We start from the raw sequence: 17,357 nt of genomic DNA on the forward strand, positions 1-17,357 counted from the left end.
AAGCGCCTGCGGAAGTCTCACCTGTCACGCTAGTCCCGCAGGACAAGGAAGACTCCGGCAGCGTTTAATCGCACGAAGAAAATGTGAAGTTCATTTTCGAGGAGTCTCGCATCTTCCACTTCAATCAACTTTTCATTGAAGATTTTTCAAGCCAAAAAGGGGCTGCCTGAAAGTCAATTTTCGACTTTCTGGACAGCCCCTTTTAGTTTCTTCCTTATTTAAAGCTTCTTGCAAGATAAATAACAGGTGTGGATGCGGCAGAAACGATAAATTTTAGCAGGTAGGTCGTAATGAAAATCTCAAACCATACGTTCCATTCATAGACCCCTGCAAAAGCGATCGTGCAAAACACTAAGGAATCTATCATCTGGCTGAGAAGTGTGCTTCCATTGTTTCGGATCCAAAGCTGTCCGTATCCCGGAAAAGCTTTTTTCAGCATGGTATACAGCTTTACATCAATAAACTGGCTGATCAGATAGGCAGCAAGACTGGCAGCAGCTAGTCTAGGCATTAATCCGAACAGTGCTTCCATCGGCTTTTGGGCAATATCGCTTTGAGCGGGTTCAAACAACAAGACCATCTGCATGATTACAGTTGTCATGATGAGCGTGAAAAAGCCAAACCAAACGGCTTTCTTCGCTTCTTTGGTGACCGTATTTTCATTTAATAAGTCGGTAGAAAGGTATATTGCGGAATACATAGTATTACCAAGTGTCATCACTAGACCGAACATCTCAATCGTTTTTACCACTTGGATGTTCGCCAGGACGGTAGCTGCTCCAACCCATACATATAAACCATTACGGTCAAACAGACGGTAACAGATTAAGAAGAATATAAAGTTCACGGCAGCAAATAAAATACCGTAATAAACGTTAAACACGCCAATAACCTCCTAGTTTTGTTACAGCGGGAGTTCTCGAACCGCGGTGTATTTAGTTTTTTATAAAGTGAAATTATAGGAGAAAGTGGAAAAGAAAGCAATGTACATTGGTGCTCGTTCGACAAATTATTTACCGGGAAATAAAGAAAAGCGGAAGTATCTCTCCATTGAGTAGACATAAAAAAAGCACCCTCCCCTCTTAAAGAAGAGAGGAAAGTGCTAATAGCTTTTATAAATTAGATGGCTTGAAAAGCTTTTTCAAGTGCAGATTCTGCAGGAACATACTCAAGCCCGAGATCTTTAGCAACTGCTTCGTAAGTGATATGTCCGCCGGCTGCGTTAAGGCCCAATTTCAATGCAGGGTTGGACAATACGGCTTCTGTTACACCTTTGTTTGCAATTTGAAGAGCGAAAGGAACGGTTGCGTTCGTCAATGCGATAGTAGATGTACGAGGAACCGCACCAGGCATGTTAGCTACTGCATAGTGAACAACGCCGTGTTTTTCGTAAGTTGGGTTGTCATGTGTTGTAATGTGGTCAACCGTTTCGAAAATACCGCCTTGGTCGATCGCTACGTCTACGATAACAGATCCAGGAGTCATGGATTTAACCATTTCTTCTGTAACTAGCTTTGGTGCTTTAGCACCAGGAATAAGAACAGCACCGATTACAAGGTCAGATTCTGCTACTGCGTCCGCGATGTTCATTGGGCTGGACATCAGCGTTTGTACGCTTTTTCCGAAGATGTCTTCCAATTGGCGAAGACGGTCTGGGCTTAAGTCGATGATGGTCACGTCAGCACCAAGTCCTGCTGCTACTTTTGCAGCGTTTGTTCCAACAACACCGCCGCCGATTACGGTTACTTTTCCGCGCTTAACTCCTGGTACACCACCTAGAAGGATACCTTTTCCGCCTTTTGGTTTTTCAAGGAATTGAGCACCGATTTGTGCAGACATGCGTCCTGCTACTTCACTCATTGGAGTCAACAATGGAAGCGTACGGTTTTGCTCAACAGTTTCATAAGCGATCGCTGTTACACCTTTCTCTGTAAGAACTGCCGTTAACTCCGGCTCAGCTGCAAGGTGAAGGTATGTGAAAAGAATCAATCCAGGACGGAAGTAATTATATTCAGAAGCAAGAGGTTCTTTAACCTTCATGATCATGTCTGCTTTAGTCCAAACGTCCGCAGCGCTGTCGAACATGTTTGCGCCAGCTGCAGCGTATTCTTCGTTAGGGAATCCGCTTCCTTCTCCCGCGTTTTTTTCCACTAATACTTCATGTCCAGCTTTTATTAAAGTAACTACACCCGCCGGCGTTAAAGCTACACGGTTCTCGTTGTTTTTAATCTCTGTAGGTACACCAATAATCATTGTAAAAACCTCCTGGTGCCATAAATGATGGCGTTTTCATTATTACTGTGCCTACAGTATAATCCTTTCCACTTTAAATTTCTTTGTGAGGAAAAGAGAAAAAAAAGAAGAGCATTTGTGAAATTTCACAAATGCTCTTCAATAAAAAAGCTGCTGAATTTTCAAATCCAGATAAAGCATCGTTTTCTGGTTCGTATTCCTAAAGTCGATCTGCCCGATTTCGGCAATTCGTTTCAGCCGATAGGTCAGTGTGTTGAGATGAATATGGAGCAGACTGGCTGTAAGATGTGTATTGGAACCGGCAGACAGGTACGTATCCAACGTGTTGTACAGATCGGTCTTATGGAGCCGGTCGTACTCCAGCAATTTATCAAGCGCTGGATTTCTGTAGCGGCTCGCGGACTGCTTCTGGTGAATGACATCAAGGAACTGATAAACACCTAAATTTTCATAGCCAAAAAGATCGGATGCCCCTTCTTTAAAGCGGTTTTTTATTTTAAGGACCTGCAGTGCTTCCATGTAGCTTTTTTCTGTAAGATGGTAGGAGCTGTAGACCCCGCCAAAACCCGCTGTAATGCCATCTACTCCAAAACGCTCCTTCATTTGCTGAGTAAAAGAAAGAATAAACTCTTGTAGGATTTCACTAAGCGGTTCTTTAAGTGCAGAGGTGACGAGCATGATCATTTGATTTTCATCTACTGCTGTTAGTTGGGCTTTAACGCTCTGATTGACAGAAGTGATGTAGCTTACATTTTTCTCGAACCCCGCATAAATCTCCTCAGGGAACTGAAAGATCAGTACGGAGACAGAAGAACTGGGCAAGATTCCAAGGTCCCGCAGGCTATCCTGAATGGCTTCCTCATTACTGCTGTGGCCGGTCAGCAGCTTCCAGAAAAATTCCTGAAGGCTTTCCTGCTTTCTTCTCGAACCGGTATAGAGCTGAAGCAGCTGGTTCTTGGCCGCCTGTGCGGCCTTCTTCAAAAGCTCCAAATCCTCATCAGACAGATGTCGGTCCACTTCAAGAACCCAGATGTAGCCGAGGATCTCTTCATTTTTTCGAATGGAAACGGCGACACGGTCACCCAAGCCGACTTTGGAGATGGAGGATACACGAAGAGGTTCATCACTGGCCTGAAGTCCTGGGATAACCCCATCTTTCCAAAGGCTGTTAATGACTTTCTCAGGCACACGGCGGCCGATAATGGTTGCAATGCGTGCAGGATCCGTGCTGTTTTCATGGGTGCTGTAGGCCAGAAGCCGATGATTGGCGTCTTCGATCGTTACAGGGCAATGAAGGACTTCGCTGATCGTATCTGCAAGGTTTTCAAGGCTGCCGAACGTGCCTTTAAACGGATTATTTGAATAAGGATTAGAATTCATACGATACGCTCCTGTTAGTTGACTGTTATCTCTATAATAAAACACATTTTGGCCAAAACCCTAGTCTTTTCATTCAAAAAAGGAAAAGAAGCGGCTGTGTAGAATACAGCAGGTGAAAGAGAGGAGAAGATCACATGAAATTCAGTGAGTTTACGTATAAACGTCCCAATATGGAACAGCTTCAAGAAGAGTTTAAACAAAAATTGGAAAGCTTTGAGCACGCAGCTTCTTTCAATGAGCAAGACGAGGTAATGGCAGAGCTTGTATCCATCCGAAACCATTTCGAAACGATGCAAAATATTGTACATATCAGGTATACATCAAATACAGAAGACCCTTTTTATAAAGAAGAGCACGATTTTATGGATGAAAACACTCCAGTCTATCAAGGGATGGTAAGCGAGTTCTTCCAAGCGATCGTCCATTCCAAGTATAGAAAAGAACTGGAAAGCAAGTGGGGAAAGCATCTGTTTAACCTTGCGGATGCAGAGCTAAAAACGTATTCACCGGAAGTCGTCGAAGACCTTAAACTGGAAAACAAACTGAAAAGCCAGTATGTAAAGCTGCTGTCTTCCGCAAAAATTGATTTCCAAGGTGAAAAAAGAACACTGGCACAGCTCATTCCGTTTACCCAATCACCGGATCGCGCCATCCGAAAACAAGCCGTGGAAGCGCAGTTCGGCTTCTTTAATGACCATAAGGAAGAACTGGACAGACAATATGATGAGCTGGTGAAGCTCCGTACTTCGATCGCTAAAAAACTCGGCTTCCCAAGCTTTGTAGAGCTCGCTTACAACCGTCTGAACCGAACGGATTATGACAAGAACATGGTAAAAAAATTCCGTGATCAAGTCAAAGAGCATATCGTTCCGTTCTGCACGTCTCTGAGGGAGAAACAAAAGGCGCGCATTGGGGTGGACAGCCTTAAATTCTATGATGAATCCTTCAGTTTTCCGCAGGGAAATCCAAAACCAAAAGGTGATGCGGATTGGATTGTTGAGCAGGGAGCCAAAATTTTCAAAGAGCTGTCACCGGAAACGGATGAGTTTTACACCTTTATGGTTGAAAATGAGCTGCTTGACCTGCTCGCGAAGGAAGGCAAGGCGCCTGGGGGCTACTGTACGTATATCAGTGAGTACCAGTCACCATTCATTTTCGCAAACTTTAACGGCTCACAGGGCGATATCCGGGTACTGCTTCATGAAGCGGGACATGCCTTCCAGGTGTATACGAGCAGAGGCTATGAAGTGCCTGAATACCAATTTCCAACCTTGGAAGCTTGCGAGATTCACTCCATGAGCATGGAGCTGATTACGTATCCTTGGATGGAGCAGTTCTTCGGGGAAGATACAGAGCGCTATCTTTATGACCATTTGGCCGCAGCAGTTAAATTTATCCCTTACGGTGTGGCTGTCGATGAGTTTCAGCATTTTGTGTACGAGAATCCTGATGCGTCACCGAATGAGAGAAAACAAGAGTGGCGCCTACTGGAGGAGAAATATTTGCCGCACCGTGATTTTGACGGCATTGAGTTCTTAGAAGAAGGAGGCTTCTGGCAGATGCAGACCCACATCTACCGCACGCCGTTCTATTACATTGACTACACACTCGCTCAAGTTTGCGCGCTTCAGTTCTGGAAACGTTCACGGGAGAATCATAAGGCAGCATGGCAGAATTACCTTGAACTGTGCGGCCGTGGAGGAAGTCTTCCATTTACTGAGCTGGTGAACATCGCCGGTCTTGTTTCGCCGTTTGAAGAGGGCTGCGTAAAATCCGTGATGGATGAAGTGAGAAAATGGGAAGCGCAGATCGATGACACAAAGTTTTTGCAAAAAGCATAGATCATAAGACTTCCTGCCCCCTGATGATTTCAGGGGGTTTTTAACTGCGCTTAAATTTGTAGTTTTTTTGACAGATGGCTGTAATTGGTGATTTCCAGGGGGAGTTAGCTTCAGGTTTGTTGTCTACAATGGTAGAATAGGAAACGAAAAAAGAAGATTATGAAGGAGACCAGTCCATGAGCGATCAATCAAACTCTACCGTCAAGCAGAGAAATTATACGCCTGTTGTCATTGGGCTTTCGATAGCGATCAATGTTCTTGTTGTCATTTTGTTTTTCTTACCGGCTTACAATGGCAAGGTGTCGTTTGATGTTCATCTTCTCCCCCGTCTGAACGCGATTTTTAACAGCTTTACCTTTGTGTTCCTTTTGGCGGCGCTATTTTTTATCCTTAGAAAAAACATCAAGCTGCACAAGCGTTTTATCTTTGCAGCATTTACGACGACTGCTCTGTTCTTGCTTTCTTATGTTACGTATCACTATCTTGCCGAATCTACTAAATATGGCGGAGACGGCCCGTTAAAGTACATCTATTTCTTTATTTTGATCACACATATTATTTTGGCCGCGCTTATTGTTCCTCTCGCGCTGTTCACACTTGCCCGCGGATTGAACATGCAGGTGAAAAAGCATAAAAAGATTGCCCGCTGGACAATGCCTATATGGCTGTATGTCAGTTTGACGGGTGTTATTGTTTACTTAATGATTTCACCGTATTATTAAAAAGCAGGAACTCTCCTGCTTTCTTCTATACATAAAAAGAACCGAATAGCTTTTCCGCAAACGGGTAGTAATAAGAAATGACCATAAAAGGAGGAAAACAGCTTGAGCATTGAACAAAAAATTGAGAATGTAGTGCAGTATATCAAAGAAAAGACATCCTACGAGGAAGAAAAGATCCGTCTCGTTTTAAAAGAGGAAGGGCGTTACTTTGAAATGCAGAATGCAGATGTGGATATGGACGAGCTCATTGACCATCTCGCAAGAAAAACAAACCTGACAGAGCTCGAGGTCGATACCATCCTGGAAAAGGAACTTCAGTATTATGAGGAAACAGAAGAATAAGCATAAATTACAGCCCGTTCAGTTTATCTGAGGGGCTGCTTTTTTGATGTAATGTCTAACTCCAGCGCTTGTACCCACAGGGCATAAGTGTGACATTGGGGCTGTCCAGAAAGTCGAAAATTGACCTTCAGGCAGCCCCTTTTTGGCTTGAAAAATCTTCAATGAAAAGTTAATTGAAGTGGAAGATGCGAGACTCCTCGAAAATGAACTTCACATTTTCTTCGTGCGATAAAAAGCTGCCGGAGCCTTCCTTGTCCTGCGGGACTAGCGTGACAGGTGAGACTNCTAGCACCAAAAAGTAGGCGTTCACGCCGGTAAGGCTCACCGCACGCCCCGCGGAAAGCGAGCAGCCTGGAACGGAAATCAACAGCTTACAGACTTCTTGGACAGCCCCGTGTCTTCTTTATCGGACCTTGGCAGGGCGCTTCCGCATTCTTTCTAATAAGCAATCCCCACACGGCTTTGGGAAAAGTCGTTGGAGGACAGCTGCTTGTATACAAAGTCAGCCGTGTCTCCTGTGCTGATTTGTGTTCCGTCCATAGGGAGGTAATCCTTTTCCACCCGGTAGTTTCCTGTCTCTGGCCCGTCAGGCAAATAGGTCGGACAAACGACCGTCCACTGAAGAGGTGATTGCTTCATGGCAAGGTAAGCGCGGTGATGTTCTTCAGCTGCCCTTGTCAGCCTCCGTCTCGATTCGCTTGATTGATAGCGAAGTAATCCAGGCTCTGTACGGCTTTCAAGAATACCAGCCGTTCCGACCGTGATCAGCCGCTTGATTCCCCGGTCCATCATCGCCTGTATAACAATTGGAATGGAATCCGTCAGCACGGTACCTCCATCCGTTCCTAACGCACTGATGACAGACTCGCAGCCTTCCATCGCTTTTTCAAGGTCCGCGTTTACGGTGGCATCTCCCGTATGAATCGTTAGGTTCTCATGGTACACCGCGAGTTTTTCTGGATGTCTTGCGAGTACGTGCACTTTATGGCCATCGTTTAACGCCTTTTCCAAGACACCGCTGCCCACCCTTCCGGTAGATCCTAACAACAATAGTTTCATGGTTCATCCCGCCTTCGTTTTCATATCTAAATCTACCTTACCTGATAGAGAACCTCCACAGCAAAAATAAAATCATTAGTATGTTACTTTTGATTTCTCTATAATGAGAAACAAAGATAAAGAAGGAGGACACAATCATGAGTGAAAAGAAGTCAATTGGATTTATTGGAACCGGCGTAATGGGAAAAAGCATGGCTGCTCATCTATTAAAAGCAGGGCATTCCGTACATATTTATACGAGAACACGAGAGAAGGCAGAAGAGCTGCTGAGTCAAGGGGCTGAATGGAAGAGCACGGTTGCTGAAGTGGCACAGGCTTCACAAGTGGTGGTCACGATGGTCGGCTATCCGTCGGATGTGGAAGAGGTCTATTTTGGAGAAAACGGTATCCTGGAAAATGCAGCAAAAGGTTCGTATGTGATGGATATGACGACCTCGAGCCCGCGGCTGGCTGAAAAAATTTCCAGTACAGCAAAAGAGCTTGGACTTCATGCACTTGATGCACCAGTATCTGGCGGAGACGTGGGAGCGCGTGAAGCAAGGCTGTCCATTATGGCCGGTGGAGAGAAGGAAGACTTCGAAGCTGTTCTTCCCATTCTGCAGCTGATGGGCCAAAACATTGTCTATCAAGGAAAAGCCGGGGCCGGACAGCATACTAAAATGTGCAATCAGATCGCGATCGCTTCAGGTATGATCGGTGTGTGCGAAGCGATTATTTACGCTGAAAAAGCCGGACTGGATCCGTCTACTGTATTGAAAAGCATTGAATCAGGTGCAGCGGGCAGCTGGTCGCTTTCAAATTTGGCGCCGCGCATCATCAAAGGAAACTTTGAACCAGGCTTCTATGTGAAGCATTTTATAAAAGATATGAAGATTGCCCTCGAATCAGCGGAGGAAATGGGCCTTTTGACTCCAGGGTTGAAGCTGGCTAAAGATTTATACGAGGAACTTGCTGAGATGGGCGAGGAAAACAGCGGCACTCACGCGCTTTACAAACGATTGAAGCAATAATTTTCAAGGAAGAATGTCATGACTATTTTCCTGGGTACATACTCTTTTAGTAAGGGAGGTGTGCAATGGGAATACGATTAATTAAGATTTCTGCACTGTATTTTGTACTGGGAGTCGGACTGGGGATGTTTATGTCGATCTCCCACGGTTTTCAACTGAAGAGTGTGCATGCTCACGTTAACCTGCTTGGCTGGACTGCGCTCACACTCGCCGGCATCATCTATCATTTGTTTCCTGAAGCCGCTGCAAGCAGGCTTGGGAAGATTCATTTTTGGCTGCATAACATCGGCTTGCCGGTCATGCTGCTGTCGCTGTCCTTTTATGTGTACGGCCATGAACAGGCAGAGACGTTTATCGCGATCGGCGCGACCATCACTGCATTGGGTATCGTGCTGTTTGCGGTAAACATCTGGAGAAACGTGAAAGCTTAGACGCCTGGGGGCTGCCCCGGGCGTTTTTTTAAGCTGGGGTTGGCGGTTTACAGGAAAAAAATATGATATGATACGGAAAGCAACATCAAAAAGGATGTGTTATCATGCAGCGTTTAGTGTACGAAAACTCATGGGATAAAGCGGTCGCCGATCAGGATCGGGAAACGATAGAAAAAGTCTTTAGAGAAACATCCATCCCTGCAAGACAGGAGATTTCTTTTTCCATGATCCGAACGGCTTTGAATTATAAAGGAGAGCTGCTCGTTACCGGTGTTCTTCATAATTTTAAACAAGATAGATTTACTGTTGAAAAAAAACAACTTACCTATAAAGAGGAGGGAAGGACCATTGCAGAATCGGTCTTTACCATCCCGCAAATCGTGCTGGAAGCTGAAACCAGCATGCCCTGGACCTTCATTTTTCCGGTGGAAAGCATAATAAACAAACCGATTCTGGCTGGCGGCCAGCTGTTTTTTTAATCTAGGCTTTTTTAAAGCATAATGTTGATTTTCTATCATAAGGGGCCTCGCATACTGATGCTTAAAACAAGCGTAGAAAAACCCGGGAATGCGTGTGTTCCATGATAAATAGACATTTCGCTAAAAAAGAAGATTTCAGGTTGAATTGAGAAAGTTTTTGAGTAAAAAGGCTTTAATAGGGTGTCAAGCAGTGAGTTTTCCAGCTTTCTGCCGTTTCATCAGCCCTTTTTGGCCGCCGGATGGAGCTTATTTTCTCTGTAGATGTACTCAGAGGGATTTTATTATCGAAAACGCCGATATATTATCGAAAATCTTTTTTTTATTATTGAAAATACCAATTTATTATTGAAAAGCAGTCTTTTTTTATCGAACGGTTTATACTCGACACCAATCGACCGGATTCGACGCATTCATTTCAGGGATTATCCGCGAAACCACCCCAACCCCAAACAAAAACGCCTGCCCCGGATCATCGGGACAGGCGCATGCTTTTATCTCTCAACTTTTATCGGTAATTGATAAATTGTACTTCAATCGGCAAGTCGGCCTGGCGGATGGCAGCGATAATCTGCTGAAGATCATCACGGTTTTTGCCGGACACGCGAACTTGATCATCCTGCACCTGGCTTTTCACTTTCACGCCTGAATTTTTAATGATGGTGTTGATTTTTTTTGCGTTTTCTTTGTCGATGCCCTGGACGAGCTTGGCACGCTGGCGAACTGTACCGCCTGATGCCTGCTCAATTTTAGAATAATCCAGGTTTTTAATCGGGACATCCCGTTTAATCAATTTGCTGATCAAGACGTCCTTCAGCTGCTCCATTTTGTATTCATCATCAGAGATCAGCGTAAGCTCCTCATTGCCTTTATCCAATGAAATGTCACTTTTGCTGCCTTTAAAGTCATAGCGGTTTTTAATTTCCTTCATGGCGATATTGATCGCGTTATCCACTTCTGACAAATCTACCTTAGAAACGATGTCAAATGAGCTTTCTTTACTCATTTTTTCAGCCTCCTTTATGTATCTATCACTCTATTATACTAACATTATATCGCTGTTTTCAGTTTTGACAAAACTCTGTAAAATTATAACGGGCCAACTGCGGCAATGCCTGTGCTACAATGAGCTTAACTTAAAACAGCAGCCACAACCTATGGAGGAATATCGCTTGCTTCATTATAAAACGTATGAAAAGGGCAGCGGCTATGAATGGGTAATCTTCGTTCATGGTGCCGGCGGAAGCTCTTCTATCTGGTATAAACAAATCCGGGAATTCAAGCAGGAATTCAACGTTCTTCTAGTCGACTTAAGAGGGCACGGACGCTCCAAGTCCGACCGCTTTCTTCTTCGCAACTATTCGTTTGAGGATATCAGTAAGGATGTACTTGAAGTGATGGATCATCTGGACATTCCGTGCGCTCATTTTGTGGGAATATCGCTCGGAACGATCCTGATCCAGACGATCGCCGAGATGGCGCCTTGCCGTGTCCGTTCGATGACGCTCGGCGGGGCAGTGATGAGACTTAATTTCCGCTCCCGCCTTCTGATCACATTGGGGAATGCTGTCAAAGCCTTTATCCCCTTCATGTGGCTGTATGGGCTCTTTGCATGGGTGATCATGCCGAACAAGCGGCATGAAACGTCAAGGTCTCTATTCATCCGGGAAGCGAAAAAATTGTGCCAAAAGGAATTCAAACGGTGGTTTCAGCTGACACAGAGGGTGAACCCCTTCCTGCGGACGATGAGGGAAAGGGAGCTGCCCATTCCTACCCTTTATATCATGGGGGAGGAAGACTATATGTTTCTGCCAGCCATTCGGGCATTCATCGGACAGAAAAAGTACTCAAGCCTTGTGGCCATAAAGGATTGCGGCCACGTTTGCAACGTCGATCAGCCTGATATTTTTAATCAAACAGCAATAACGTTTATAAAAAAGCATCTGACCATCAGTTCTTCAGTGTCATAAGAAAGGGGCTGTCCAGAAAGTCGAAAATTGACCTTCAGGCAGCCCTTTTTTGGCTTGAAAAATCTTCAATGAAAAGTTAATTGAAGTGGAAGATGCGAGACTCCTCGAAAATGAACTTCACATTTTCTTCGTGCGATAAAAAGCTGCCGGAGCCTTCCTTGTCCTGCGGGACTAGCGTGACAGGTGAGACTTGCACCAAAAAGTAGGCGTTCACGCCGGTAAGGCTCACCGCACGCCCCGCGGAAAGCGAGCAGCCTGGAACGGAAATCAACAGCTTACAGACTTCTTGGACAGCCCCTTTTTGCAAATAATGAGCCAATCATATGGAAGTACTGAAAAATCAGGTTCGAAAATTTTTATGTTCAATCGGTTTATACTCGACATTAAATGACACGATTCGACGCATTCGTTTCCAATCTCCGCCGCAAGGAATGCAAAAAAAGGGACAGGCTTCACGACGAGTGAGCCCTGTCCCTTTTCCTATATTTTAACTTTACAACCAAGTGTCTAGGTCGTTATCGCCTTTAACAAGTACAAGGACTTTACCTTCATCGAGTTTTCTTTCGTACTGCTCCGCTTCAATGGGACTTAACCCGACTTCTTCAAGTTTATTGCGGAGTTCATCACCGCGTTTTTGGAAGAGATTTTTAATGGCAGTTCCTAGTCCTTCTTCTGGCGTCCCAATGGTGTTGGCATCTGCTGCATCTGCGATGTAACGCGTGTCGTCTCTTTCGTGTGCGAGGACGTAGATGTCATCGTGGTCAATTCCCCGTGTTTCAAGCTCGTTGACCGCAGAAATTACTTCTTGTTCCGTAGAAAATTCTCGTACTAATGGTTTAACAGCCATGATCAAATTCCTCCCTCTCGAATTGAATACACTTGTTATGTACACGCTTTTTGTATTTTGTAAACATGGAAAAATGAACCTGAGCGTTTTATACCGATTACTTTTGGGGAAAATAAAGCGTAATGAAAAAAGAAAGGAAGATACCCAAATGATCTGGACAATTATCGGTATATTAATCGTACTATGGCTATTGGGGCTTATTTTTAAGATTGCTGGCGGTATCATTCATATTCTTCTGATTGTAGCCATTGTCATTCTTGTCTTTAAGCTAATTAAAGGAAGGCGCTCATCGTGAAAAAAGAGGATGCTTCATTTTTGAAGCATCCCCTTTTTTTATGAAGCATTTCCAAATATTTTTAAAAGCCGGTATCATTTGGCACGCTTCAATAGGAGCAATTTTATCTGAAAGGCATTTATAACCCGGTAAAGGAGTCATTTCCTCCGAATAGCTTGTAAGTAAAAGCAAACCGTTTGGAGGGATTGATTTTGAAAATATTTCTTAAGATGTTAGGACCGTTAATGCTGCTTAATTTGGTAATCATGGCGTTTCCTTTTGGTGAAAACAAAGTACAAGCAGAAGTGCAGCAAACCGAACAAAAGAAAGTGTATTTAACATTTGATGACGGGCCCACGGAAACGACCGGCCAGCTCATTAAGGTCTTAAATGACTATCACGCTTCGGCGACTTTTTTTATGCTTTCTCCGCATATGAAGCAATATCCGATGGAAACCGTGCAATTGGCTTATAGCCAAAATGCGGTCGGATGCCATGGCGTGACTCATGACAAGGAGGCGTTCTACCACAGTTCTTCAACTGTTACGGGGGAAATGAAGACATGCCGTCAAACACTGGAAAACATCAGTGGTGAACGATCCAATCTTGTTCGTGTTCCCTATGGAAGTGTACCGGATATGAAGCAGGCATACATAGAGGCGTTAAAACGTGATGGATTTATCATGTGGGATTGGAATGTGGACAGCGTTGACTGGGGAAGCCAGGATGACAGCTGGATCACTAAAACGATGCAGCAAGTGGAAAAAGTCGAAAAAAATCAGCAAGACCCAGTAATTGTGATGCATGATAAAGCAAAGACCGCCCGTGAGCTGCCGGCACTTCTTCACGCCCTGCAAAAAGAAGGCTATGAGTTTTTACCTATTAATGAAAATCAAAAACCTGTCGTATTCCAATAAAAAAACCCGCTGCCGGACAACATCCGGCAGCTTTTTTTCGTTCTTTTTCCATGTTTAAAAGCTGAATGAAAAAGTGTTTTATAGACTTAAAGAATCAAATATAATAGGTCTTTTTTAGCGATTTTCCATGAATTTAATAAATTTACCTTTATTTTACGAATAAAGGCTTTTATTTTTATTTTCAAAATATATAATTAGATTGGCAATAAAATAACTGAATGATTTTAGGGGGATACGTATGGGGAAAAAGTCCTTTACTTCAATGGGACGTTCTTTACTGGCATCAACAATGGCATTAACCGTACTTGCTTCACCAATCACTATGGATTCAGTAAAAGCGGCAGCTAAACCGCAGAAGCAGAGCAAAACAGAATCCGTTCAGCTTAGGATTCTGGGCACTACTGATATCCACACTCATATCGCAAATTATGATTATTATAAAGACGCGGAAACAGATGAGTTCGGTTTGGCAAAAACGGCAACCCTCATTAAAAAAGCGAGAAGCGAATCTAAGAACACCCTTCTTTTTGATAACGGGGACTTGATTCAAGGTAACCCGCTCGGTGATTACAAAGCGAAAGTGGACAAGCTTGAAAACGGAGAAATGCATCCGGTCTTCAAAGCGATGAAACTATTAAAATACGATGCCGCAACTGTAGGAAACCATGAATTCAACTATGGCCTGGATTACCTTCAGGAGGTATTGGATGATGCTCCTTTCCCGTACGTGAATTCCAATGTCTTTAAAGATGATCATGATAGAAACCCTTACAACGACAAGAACTATTTCAAACCTTATAAAATTATTAAAAAGAAAGTCATTGATGCAAAAGGACATAAACAAGTCATTAAAGTCGGTGTAATCGGCGCCGTTACTCCTCAAATTACAATGTGGGATAAATCCAACCTTGATGGAAAAGTCATCACAAAGGATATCGTCGATACGGTAAAATCCTATATTCCTAGAATGAAAAAAGATGGGGCTGACATCATTGTTGCTCTGGCGCACTCCGGAATCGGTGATGCAGACCGCAAACAGATGGAAGAGGATGCCGCCTACGACCTGACAAAAGTCAAAGGCATCGATGCGATTATTTCCGGACACAATCACAAAACATTCCCTGGCGATTTCGCAAACCTTCCGGGTGTTGATGAAAAGAACGGAACGATTAACGGGAAGCCGGTCATCATGCCAGGAAACTGGGGCAACCAGCTTGGCGTAATGGACCTTGGCCTTGTGAAAGTCAAAGGAAAATGGTCTATCGACAAGGCAAAGACTCAATTAAGAGCGGTTTATGACAAAGTAAACAAGAAAAGTCTCGCCAAAACTGACGAAAGCATCATTAAGGCGATCAAAAAAGACCATCAAGGCACCATTGCCTATGTCCGCCAGCCGGTAGGACAAACAAGTGCTGATATCAACAGCTACTTCGCAATTGTCCAAGATGACCCATCCATTCAAATCGTTACGAACGCACAAAAATGGTACGTTGAAAAGCAATTAAAAGGCACGAAGGATGAAGGTCTGCCAGTATTATCTGCAGGGGCTCCATTTAAAGCAGGGGGAAGAAACGGTGCGAACTACTACACCAATATTCCGAAAGGCACCATCGCGATTAAGAACGTCTCTGACCTTTATCTGTATCCGAACACTGTAGCGACTGTTAAAGTGAAAGGCTCTGATGTAAAAGAATGGCTCGAGATGTCAGCTGGGCAGTTCAACAAGATTGATCCGTCCAAAAAAGAAGAGCAGGCGCTTGTGAACAATGATTTCCCGACGTATAACTTTGATGTGATCGATGGCGTTACCTATGACGTCGATGTGACACAGCCGGCGAAATATGATAAAGACGGAAATGTGATCAATGCTGATTCCAGCCGGATTAAAAATCTTCAATACAACGGCAAGCCAATCGACAATAACCAGGAATTTATCGTTGCGACGAATAATTACCGTGCAAACGGACTGTTCCCGGGTGTGAAAAATAAAACGGCAGTCAACCTGTATCCGGATGAAAACCGTCAAGTCATCATCGACTATATTCGTGAACGCGGCACGATTGATCCTTCTGCAGATCAAAACTGGAAGTTTGCTTCTGTAGCAGGTGAACCGAATGTAACCTTTGAATCTACACCTGACGCTCAAAAGGCAATACCGGCAGATGGAGCCATTAAATATGTCGGCCCTGCAGCAGAAGGCTTTGCGAAATATTCGTATAAACTTAAAAAGCTTGAGAACATTAATGTGCAGCTTTTAGGCATCAATGATTTCCACGGCCAGCTTGATACGTACAACTCGAAGATCAACGCAGGCGGTGCTGAATATCTTGCAGCCTACTTAAAACAGCGTGAAGCAACGAACCCGAATACGCTTTTGCTTCATGCGGGTGATGCAGTAGGAGCAAGTTCTCCGGTATCAGCTTTGCTTCAGGACGAGCCTACGATCCGCTTTTTGAACAAACTGGGCTTTGATGCTGCAACGATTGGAAATCATGAGTTTGATGAGGGCGTAAAAGAAATGCTGCGTCTGATCCACGGTGGAAGCCATCCGAAAACAGAAGCAAAGTACGGCAAGTTTGAAGGGGCGAGCTTCCCTTATGTGGCAGCCAATGTGATTGACAAGAGCACAAACAAACCGCTTCTTGATCCTTATGTGATCAAAGAAGTGGGCGGAGCAAAAATTGGCATCATCGGTGTTGTTCTCTCTGACACGCCTAGCATCGTTATCCCAAGCGGCGTAGAAGGTGTTGAATTTACCGATGAGACAGAAGCCATCAACAAATATGCAAAAGAACTCGAAGCAAAAGGAATTAAGTCCATCGTCGTGCTTGCCCACAATCCGGCGAACTCTACAGCTGACGGACAGAATGCAACAGGCGAACTCGTGGATATGGCGAACAAAGTTGACGATGAAGTTGATGTTATGTTCGGCGGGCACAACCATGCGCTTACGAATGCAGTAGTCGACAACAAGCTTCTCGTACAATCCTATTCTTCTGGAACCGCGTTCTCTGATGTGGATCTTGTCATCGATCCTAAAACACAGGATATCGTGAAAAAGAGCGCTGAAGTCGTAACTGTTGACCGCGGCAAAATTGCTCCGGATCCTGAAATCAAAGCATTTGTTGATAATTATGTAGCAGATGTTGCTCCAATTTTGAATGAAGAGATCGGAGACACACCTAACTACATCAGCAAAGATGCTAATGCAGACGGCGAATCGGCAATGGGGAACCTCATCGCGGATTCCATGAAAGAACAGACGAAAACAGATTTCGCCTTCATGAATCCAGGCGGAGTGCGTGCAGATATTGACGCAGGAAAAATTACGTGGAAAGAAGCGTTTACCGCTCAGCCTTTCGGAAATGATCTTGTGAAAATGGATCTGACAGGTGTACAAGTAAAAAGCCTTTTGGAAGAGCAGTGGGCAGATCCGACACGTGCAAAGATCCTTCAGATTTCAGGGCTTAAGTTTACCTATGATGATTCAAAAGCGGCAGGAGATCGTATCGTGAGCATCACTCTTCCTGATGGAACTTCCATTGATCCGGCAAAAACCTATTCTGTCACAGTTAATAACTTTATGGCAGGCGGCGGAGACGGATACACAACCTTAAAGAACGGCAAAAACTTAGCGATTGATATCGTCGATCTTGAAGCACTTGTGAAATACATTAAAGCCAAAGGTACAGTGGACCCTAAAGTTGAGGGCAGAATCACAAAACTGAACAAGTAAACAGTATCAAGCCAGACCAGCTTAAGCCTTCTCATGGGGAGGGATTAAGCTGTTTTTTTGTTCCGCAGTCTATTCCTTTATTTGTGATATAATCCAGTT

The 17,357-nt window shown here is 44.2% G+C and carries 17 protein-coding genes; 10 read left to right on the forward strand and 7 right to left on the reverse strand.

The window, feature by feature from the left end:
• Positions 1–214: 214 nt before the first annotated feature.
• The 3 genes from AR335_RS17100 to AR335_RS17110 form a co-directional block, all read right to left on the reverse strand.
• Complete coding sequence (locus AR335_RS17100; RefSeq protein ID WP_062238181.1) at positions 215–883, reverse strand: queuosine precursor transporter; 669 nt, start codon at positions 881–883, stop codon at positions 215–217.
• A 236-nt stretch (positions 884–1,119) separates the two neighbouring features.
• Entirely contained in the window at positions 1,120–2,253 is a 1,134-nt protein-coding gene (gene ald, locus AR335_RS17105; RefSeq protein ID WP_062238183.1) for an alanine dehydrogenase, read from the reverse strand.
• Positions 2,254–2,391: 138 nt separating this feature from the next.
• Positions 2,392–3,633 (reverse strand): PucR family transcriptional regulator, encoded by a 1,242-nt coding sequence (locus AR335_RS17110; protein ID WP_062238185.1) that lies wholly within the window; start codon positions 3,631–3,633, stop codon positions 2,392–2,394.
• Between the two features lie 134 nt (positions 3,634–3,767).
• Between AR335_RS17110 and AR335_RS17115 the strand changes: the two genes are divergently transcribed.
• From AR335_RS17115 to AR335_RS17125, 3 genes are all read left to right on the forward strand, one after another.
• Positions 3,768–5,474, forward strand: coding sequence for a M3 family oligoendopeptidase (locus tag AR335_RS17115; RefSeq protein ID WP_062238187.1), 1,707 nt, complete (start codon positions 3,768–3,770; stop codon positions 5,472–5,474).
• A 176-nt stretch (positions 5,475–5,650) separates the two neighbouring features.
• Positions 5,651–6,196 carry a DUF420 domain-containing protein gene (locus tag AR335_RS17120; protein WP_062238189.1) on the forward strand — a complete coding sequence of 182 codons (546 nt, stop codon included), beginning with the start codon at positions 5,651–5,653 and terminating at the stop codon, positions 6,194–6,196.
• A 102-nt stretch (positions 6,197–6,298) separates the two neighbouring features.
• The gene (locus tag AR335_RS17125) at positions 6,299–6,538 is read left to right on the forward strand and encodes a hypothetical protein (RefSeq protein ID WP_062238191.1); all 240 of its coding nucleotides are present in this window, start codon (positions 6,299–6,301) and stop codon (positions 6,536–6,538) included.
• Positions 6,539–6,976: 438 nt separating this feature from the next.
• Here AR335_RS17125 and AR335_RS17130 read toward each other — a convergent pair whose 3' ends face one another.
• Entirely contained in the window at positions 6,977–7,597 is a 621-nt protein-coding gene (locus AR335_RS17130) for an NAD(P)-dependent oxidoreductase (RefSeq protein ID WP_062238193.1), read from the reverse strand.
• A gap of 137 nt (positions 7,598–7,734) precedes the next feature.
• On the opposite strand from AR335_RS17130, the gene AR335_RS17135 reads away from it, so the two are divergent.
• The 3 genes from AR335_RS17135 (at position 7,735) to AR335_RS17145 (ending at position 9,517) form a co-directional block, all read left to right on the forward strand.
• On the forward strand, positions 7,735–8,607 hold the full coding sequence (locus AR335_RS17135) for an NAD(P)-dependent oxidoreductase (RefSeq protein WP_062238195.1): 873 nt from the start codon (positions 7,735–7,737) through the stop codon (positions 8,605–8,607).
• A gap of 65 nt (positions 8,608–8,672) precedes the next feature.
• Positions 8,673–9,038 carry a cytochrome-c oxidase gene (locus AR335_RS17140; RefSeq protein ID WP_062238198.1) on the forward strand — a complete coding sequence of 122 codons (366 nt, stop codon included), beginning with the start codon at positions 8,673–8,675 and terminating at the stop codon, positions 9,036–9,038.
• Positions 9,039–9,142: 104 nt separating this feature from the next.
• The gene (locus AR335_RS17145; RefSeq protein ID WP_062238199.1) at positions 9,143–9,517 is read left to right on the forward strand and encodes an SLAP domain-containing protein; all 375 of its coding nucleotides are present in this window, start codon (positions 9,143–9,145) and stop codon (positions 9,515–9,517) included.
• 505 nt (positions 9,518–10,022) lie between these two features.
• On the opposite strand, the gene AR335_RS17150 is transcribed toward AR335_RS17145, so the two are convergent.
• On the reverse strand, positions 10,023–10,520 hold the full coding sequence (locus tag AR335_RS17150; protein WP_053356398.1) for a YajQ family cyclic di-GMP-binding protein: 498 nt from the start codon (positions 10,518–10,520) through the stop codon (positions 10,023–10,025).
• 166 nt (positions 10,521–10,686) lie between these two features.
• On the opposite strand from AR335_RS17150, the gene AR335_RS17155 reads away from it, so the two are divergent.
• The gene (locus AR335_RS17155; RefSeq protein ID WP_062238201.1) at positions 10,687–11,484 is read left to right on the forward strand and encodes an alpha/beta fold hydrolase; all 798 of its coding nucleotides are present in this window, start codon (positions 10,687–10,689) and stop codon (positions 11,482–11,484) included.
• Positions 11,485–11,560: 76 nt separating this feature from the next.
• Here the strand turns inward: AR335_RS17155 and AR335_RS24320 are convergent, their stop codons facing one another.
• On the reverse strand, positions 11,561–11,755 hold the full coding sequence (locus AR335_RS24320; protein ID WP_156419062.1) for a hypothetical protein: 195 nt from the start codon (positions 11,753–11,755) through the stop codon (positions 11,561–11,563).
• A 222-nt stretch (positions 11,756–11,977) separates the two neighbouring features.
• The gene (locus tag AR335_RS17160; protein ID WP_062238203.1) at positions 11,978–12,331 is read right to left on the reverse strand and encodes a general stress protein; all 354 of its coding nucleotides are present in this window, start codon (positions 12,329–12,331) and stop codon (positions 11,978–11,980) included.
• A gap of 148 nt (positions 12,332–12,479) precedes the next feature.
• On the opposite strand from AR335_RS17160, the gene AR335_RS24325 reads away from it, so the two are divergent.
• The 3 genes from AR335_RS24325 to AR335_RS17175 all read left to right on the forward strand — a co-directional run bounded on the left by AR335_RS24325 (position 12,480) and on the right by AR335_RS17175 (position 17,258).
• Positions 12,480–12,626 carry a lmo0937 family membrane protein gene (locus tag AR335_RS24325; protein WP_139223432.1) on the forward strand — a complete coding sequence of 49 codons (147 nt, stop codon included), beginning with the start codon at positions 12,480–12,482 and terminating at the stop codon, positions 12,624–12,626.
• A 191-nt stretch (positions 12,627–12,817) separates the two neighbouring features.
• Positions 12,818–13,522 (forward strand): polysaccharide deacetylase family protein, encoded by a 705-nt coding sequence (locus tag AR335_RS17170; protein WP_062238207.1) that lies wholly within the window; start codon positions 12,818–12,820, stop codon positions 13,520–13,522.
• Between the two features lie 238 nt (positions 13,523–13,760).
• Positions 13,761–17,258 carry a bifunctional 2',3'-cyclic-nucleotide 2'-phosphodiesterase/3'-nucleotidase gene (locus AR335_RS17175; RefSeq protein WP_062238209.1) on the forward strand — a complete coding sequence of 1,166 codons (3,498 nt, stop codon included), beginning with the start codon at positions 13,761–13,763 and terminating at the stop codon, positions 17,256–17,258.
• Positions 17,259–17,357 lie beyond the last annotated feature (99 nt).

Source organism: Fictibacillus sp. FJAT-27399, from assembly GCF_001510655.1.
Taxonomy (GTDB): Bacteria; Bacillota; Bacilli; order Bacillales; family Fictibacillaceae; genus Fictibacillus_C; species Fictibacillus_C marinisediminis.

Bases quoted from the DNA above. Each gene is read 5' to 3' on its own strand.
- ald (WP_062238183.1), bottom strand. From the start codon at position 2,253: ATGATTATTGGTGTACCTACAGAGATTAAAAACAACGAGAACCGTGTA.
- AR335_RS17110 (WP_062238185.1), bottom strand. From the start codon at position 3,633: ATGAATTCTAATCCTTATTCAAATAATCCGTTTAAAGGCACGTTCGGC.
- AR335_RS17115 (WP_062238187.1), top strand. From the start codon at position 3,768: ATGAAATTCAGTGAGTTTACGTATAAACGTCCCAATATGGAACAGCTT.
- AR335_RS17120 (WP_062238189.1), top strand. From the start codon at position 5,651: ATGAGCGATCAATCAAACTCTACCGTCAAGCAGAGAAATTATACGCCT.
- AR335_RS17130 (WP_062238193.1), bottom strand. From the start codon at position 7,597: ATGAAACTATTGTTGTTAGGATCTACCGGAAGGGTGGGCAGCGGTGTC.
- AR335_RS17135 (WP_062238195.1), top strand. From the start codon at position 7,735: ATGAGTGAAAAGAAGTCAATTGGATTTATTGGAACCGGCGTAATGGGA.
- AR335_RS17140 (WP_062238198.1), top strand. From the start codon at position 8,673: ATGGGAATACGATTAATTAAGATTTCTGCACTGTATTTTGTACTGGGA.
- AR335_RS17145 (WP_062238199.1), top strand. From the start codon at position 9,143: ATGCAGCGTTTAGTGTACGAAAACTCATGGGATAAAGCGGTCGCCGAT.
- AR335_RS17150 (WP_053356398.1), bottom strand. From the start codon at position 10,520: ATGAGTAAAGAAAGCTCATTTGACATCGTTTCTAAGGTAGATTTGTCA.
- AR335_RS17160 (WP_062238203.1), bottom strand. From the start codon at position 12,331: ATGGCTGTTAAACCATTAGTACGAGAATTTTCTACGGAACAAGAAGTA.
- AR335_RS24325 (WP_139223432.1), top strand. From the start codon at position 12,480: ATGATCTGGACAATTATCGGTATATTAATCGTACTATGGCTATTGGGG.
- AR335_RS17175 (WP_062238209.1), top strand. From the start codon at position 13,761: ATGGGGAAAAAGTCCTTTACTTCAATGGGACGTTCTTTACTGGCATCA.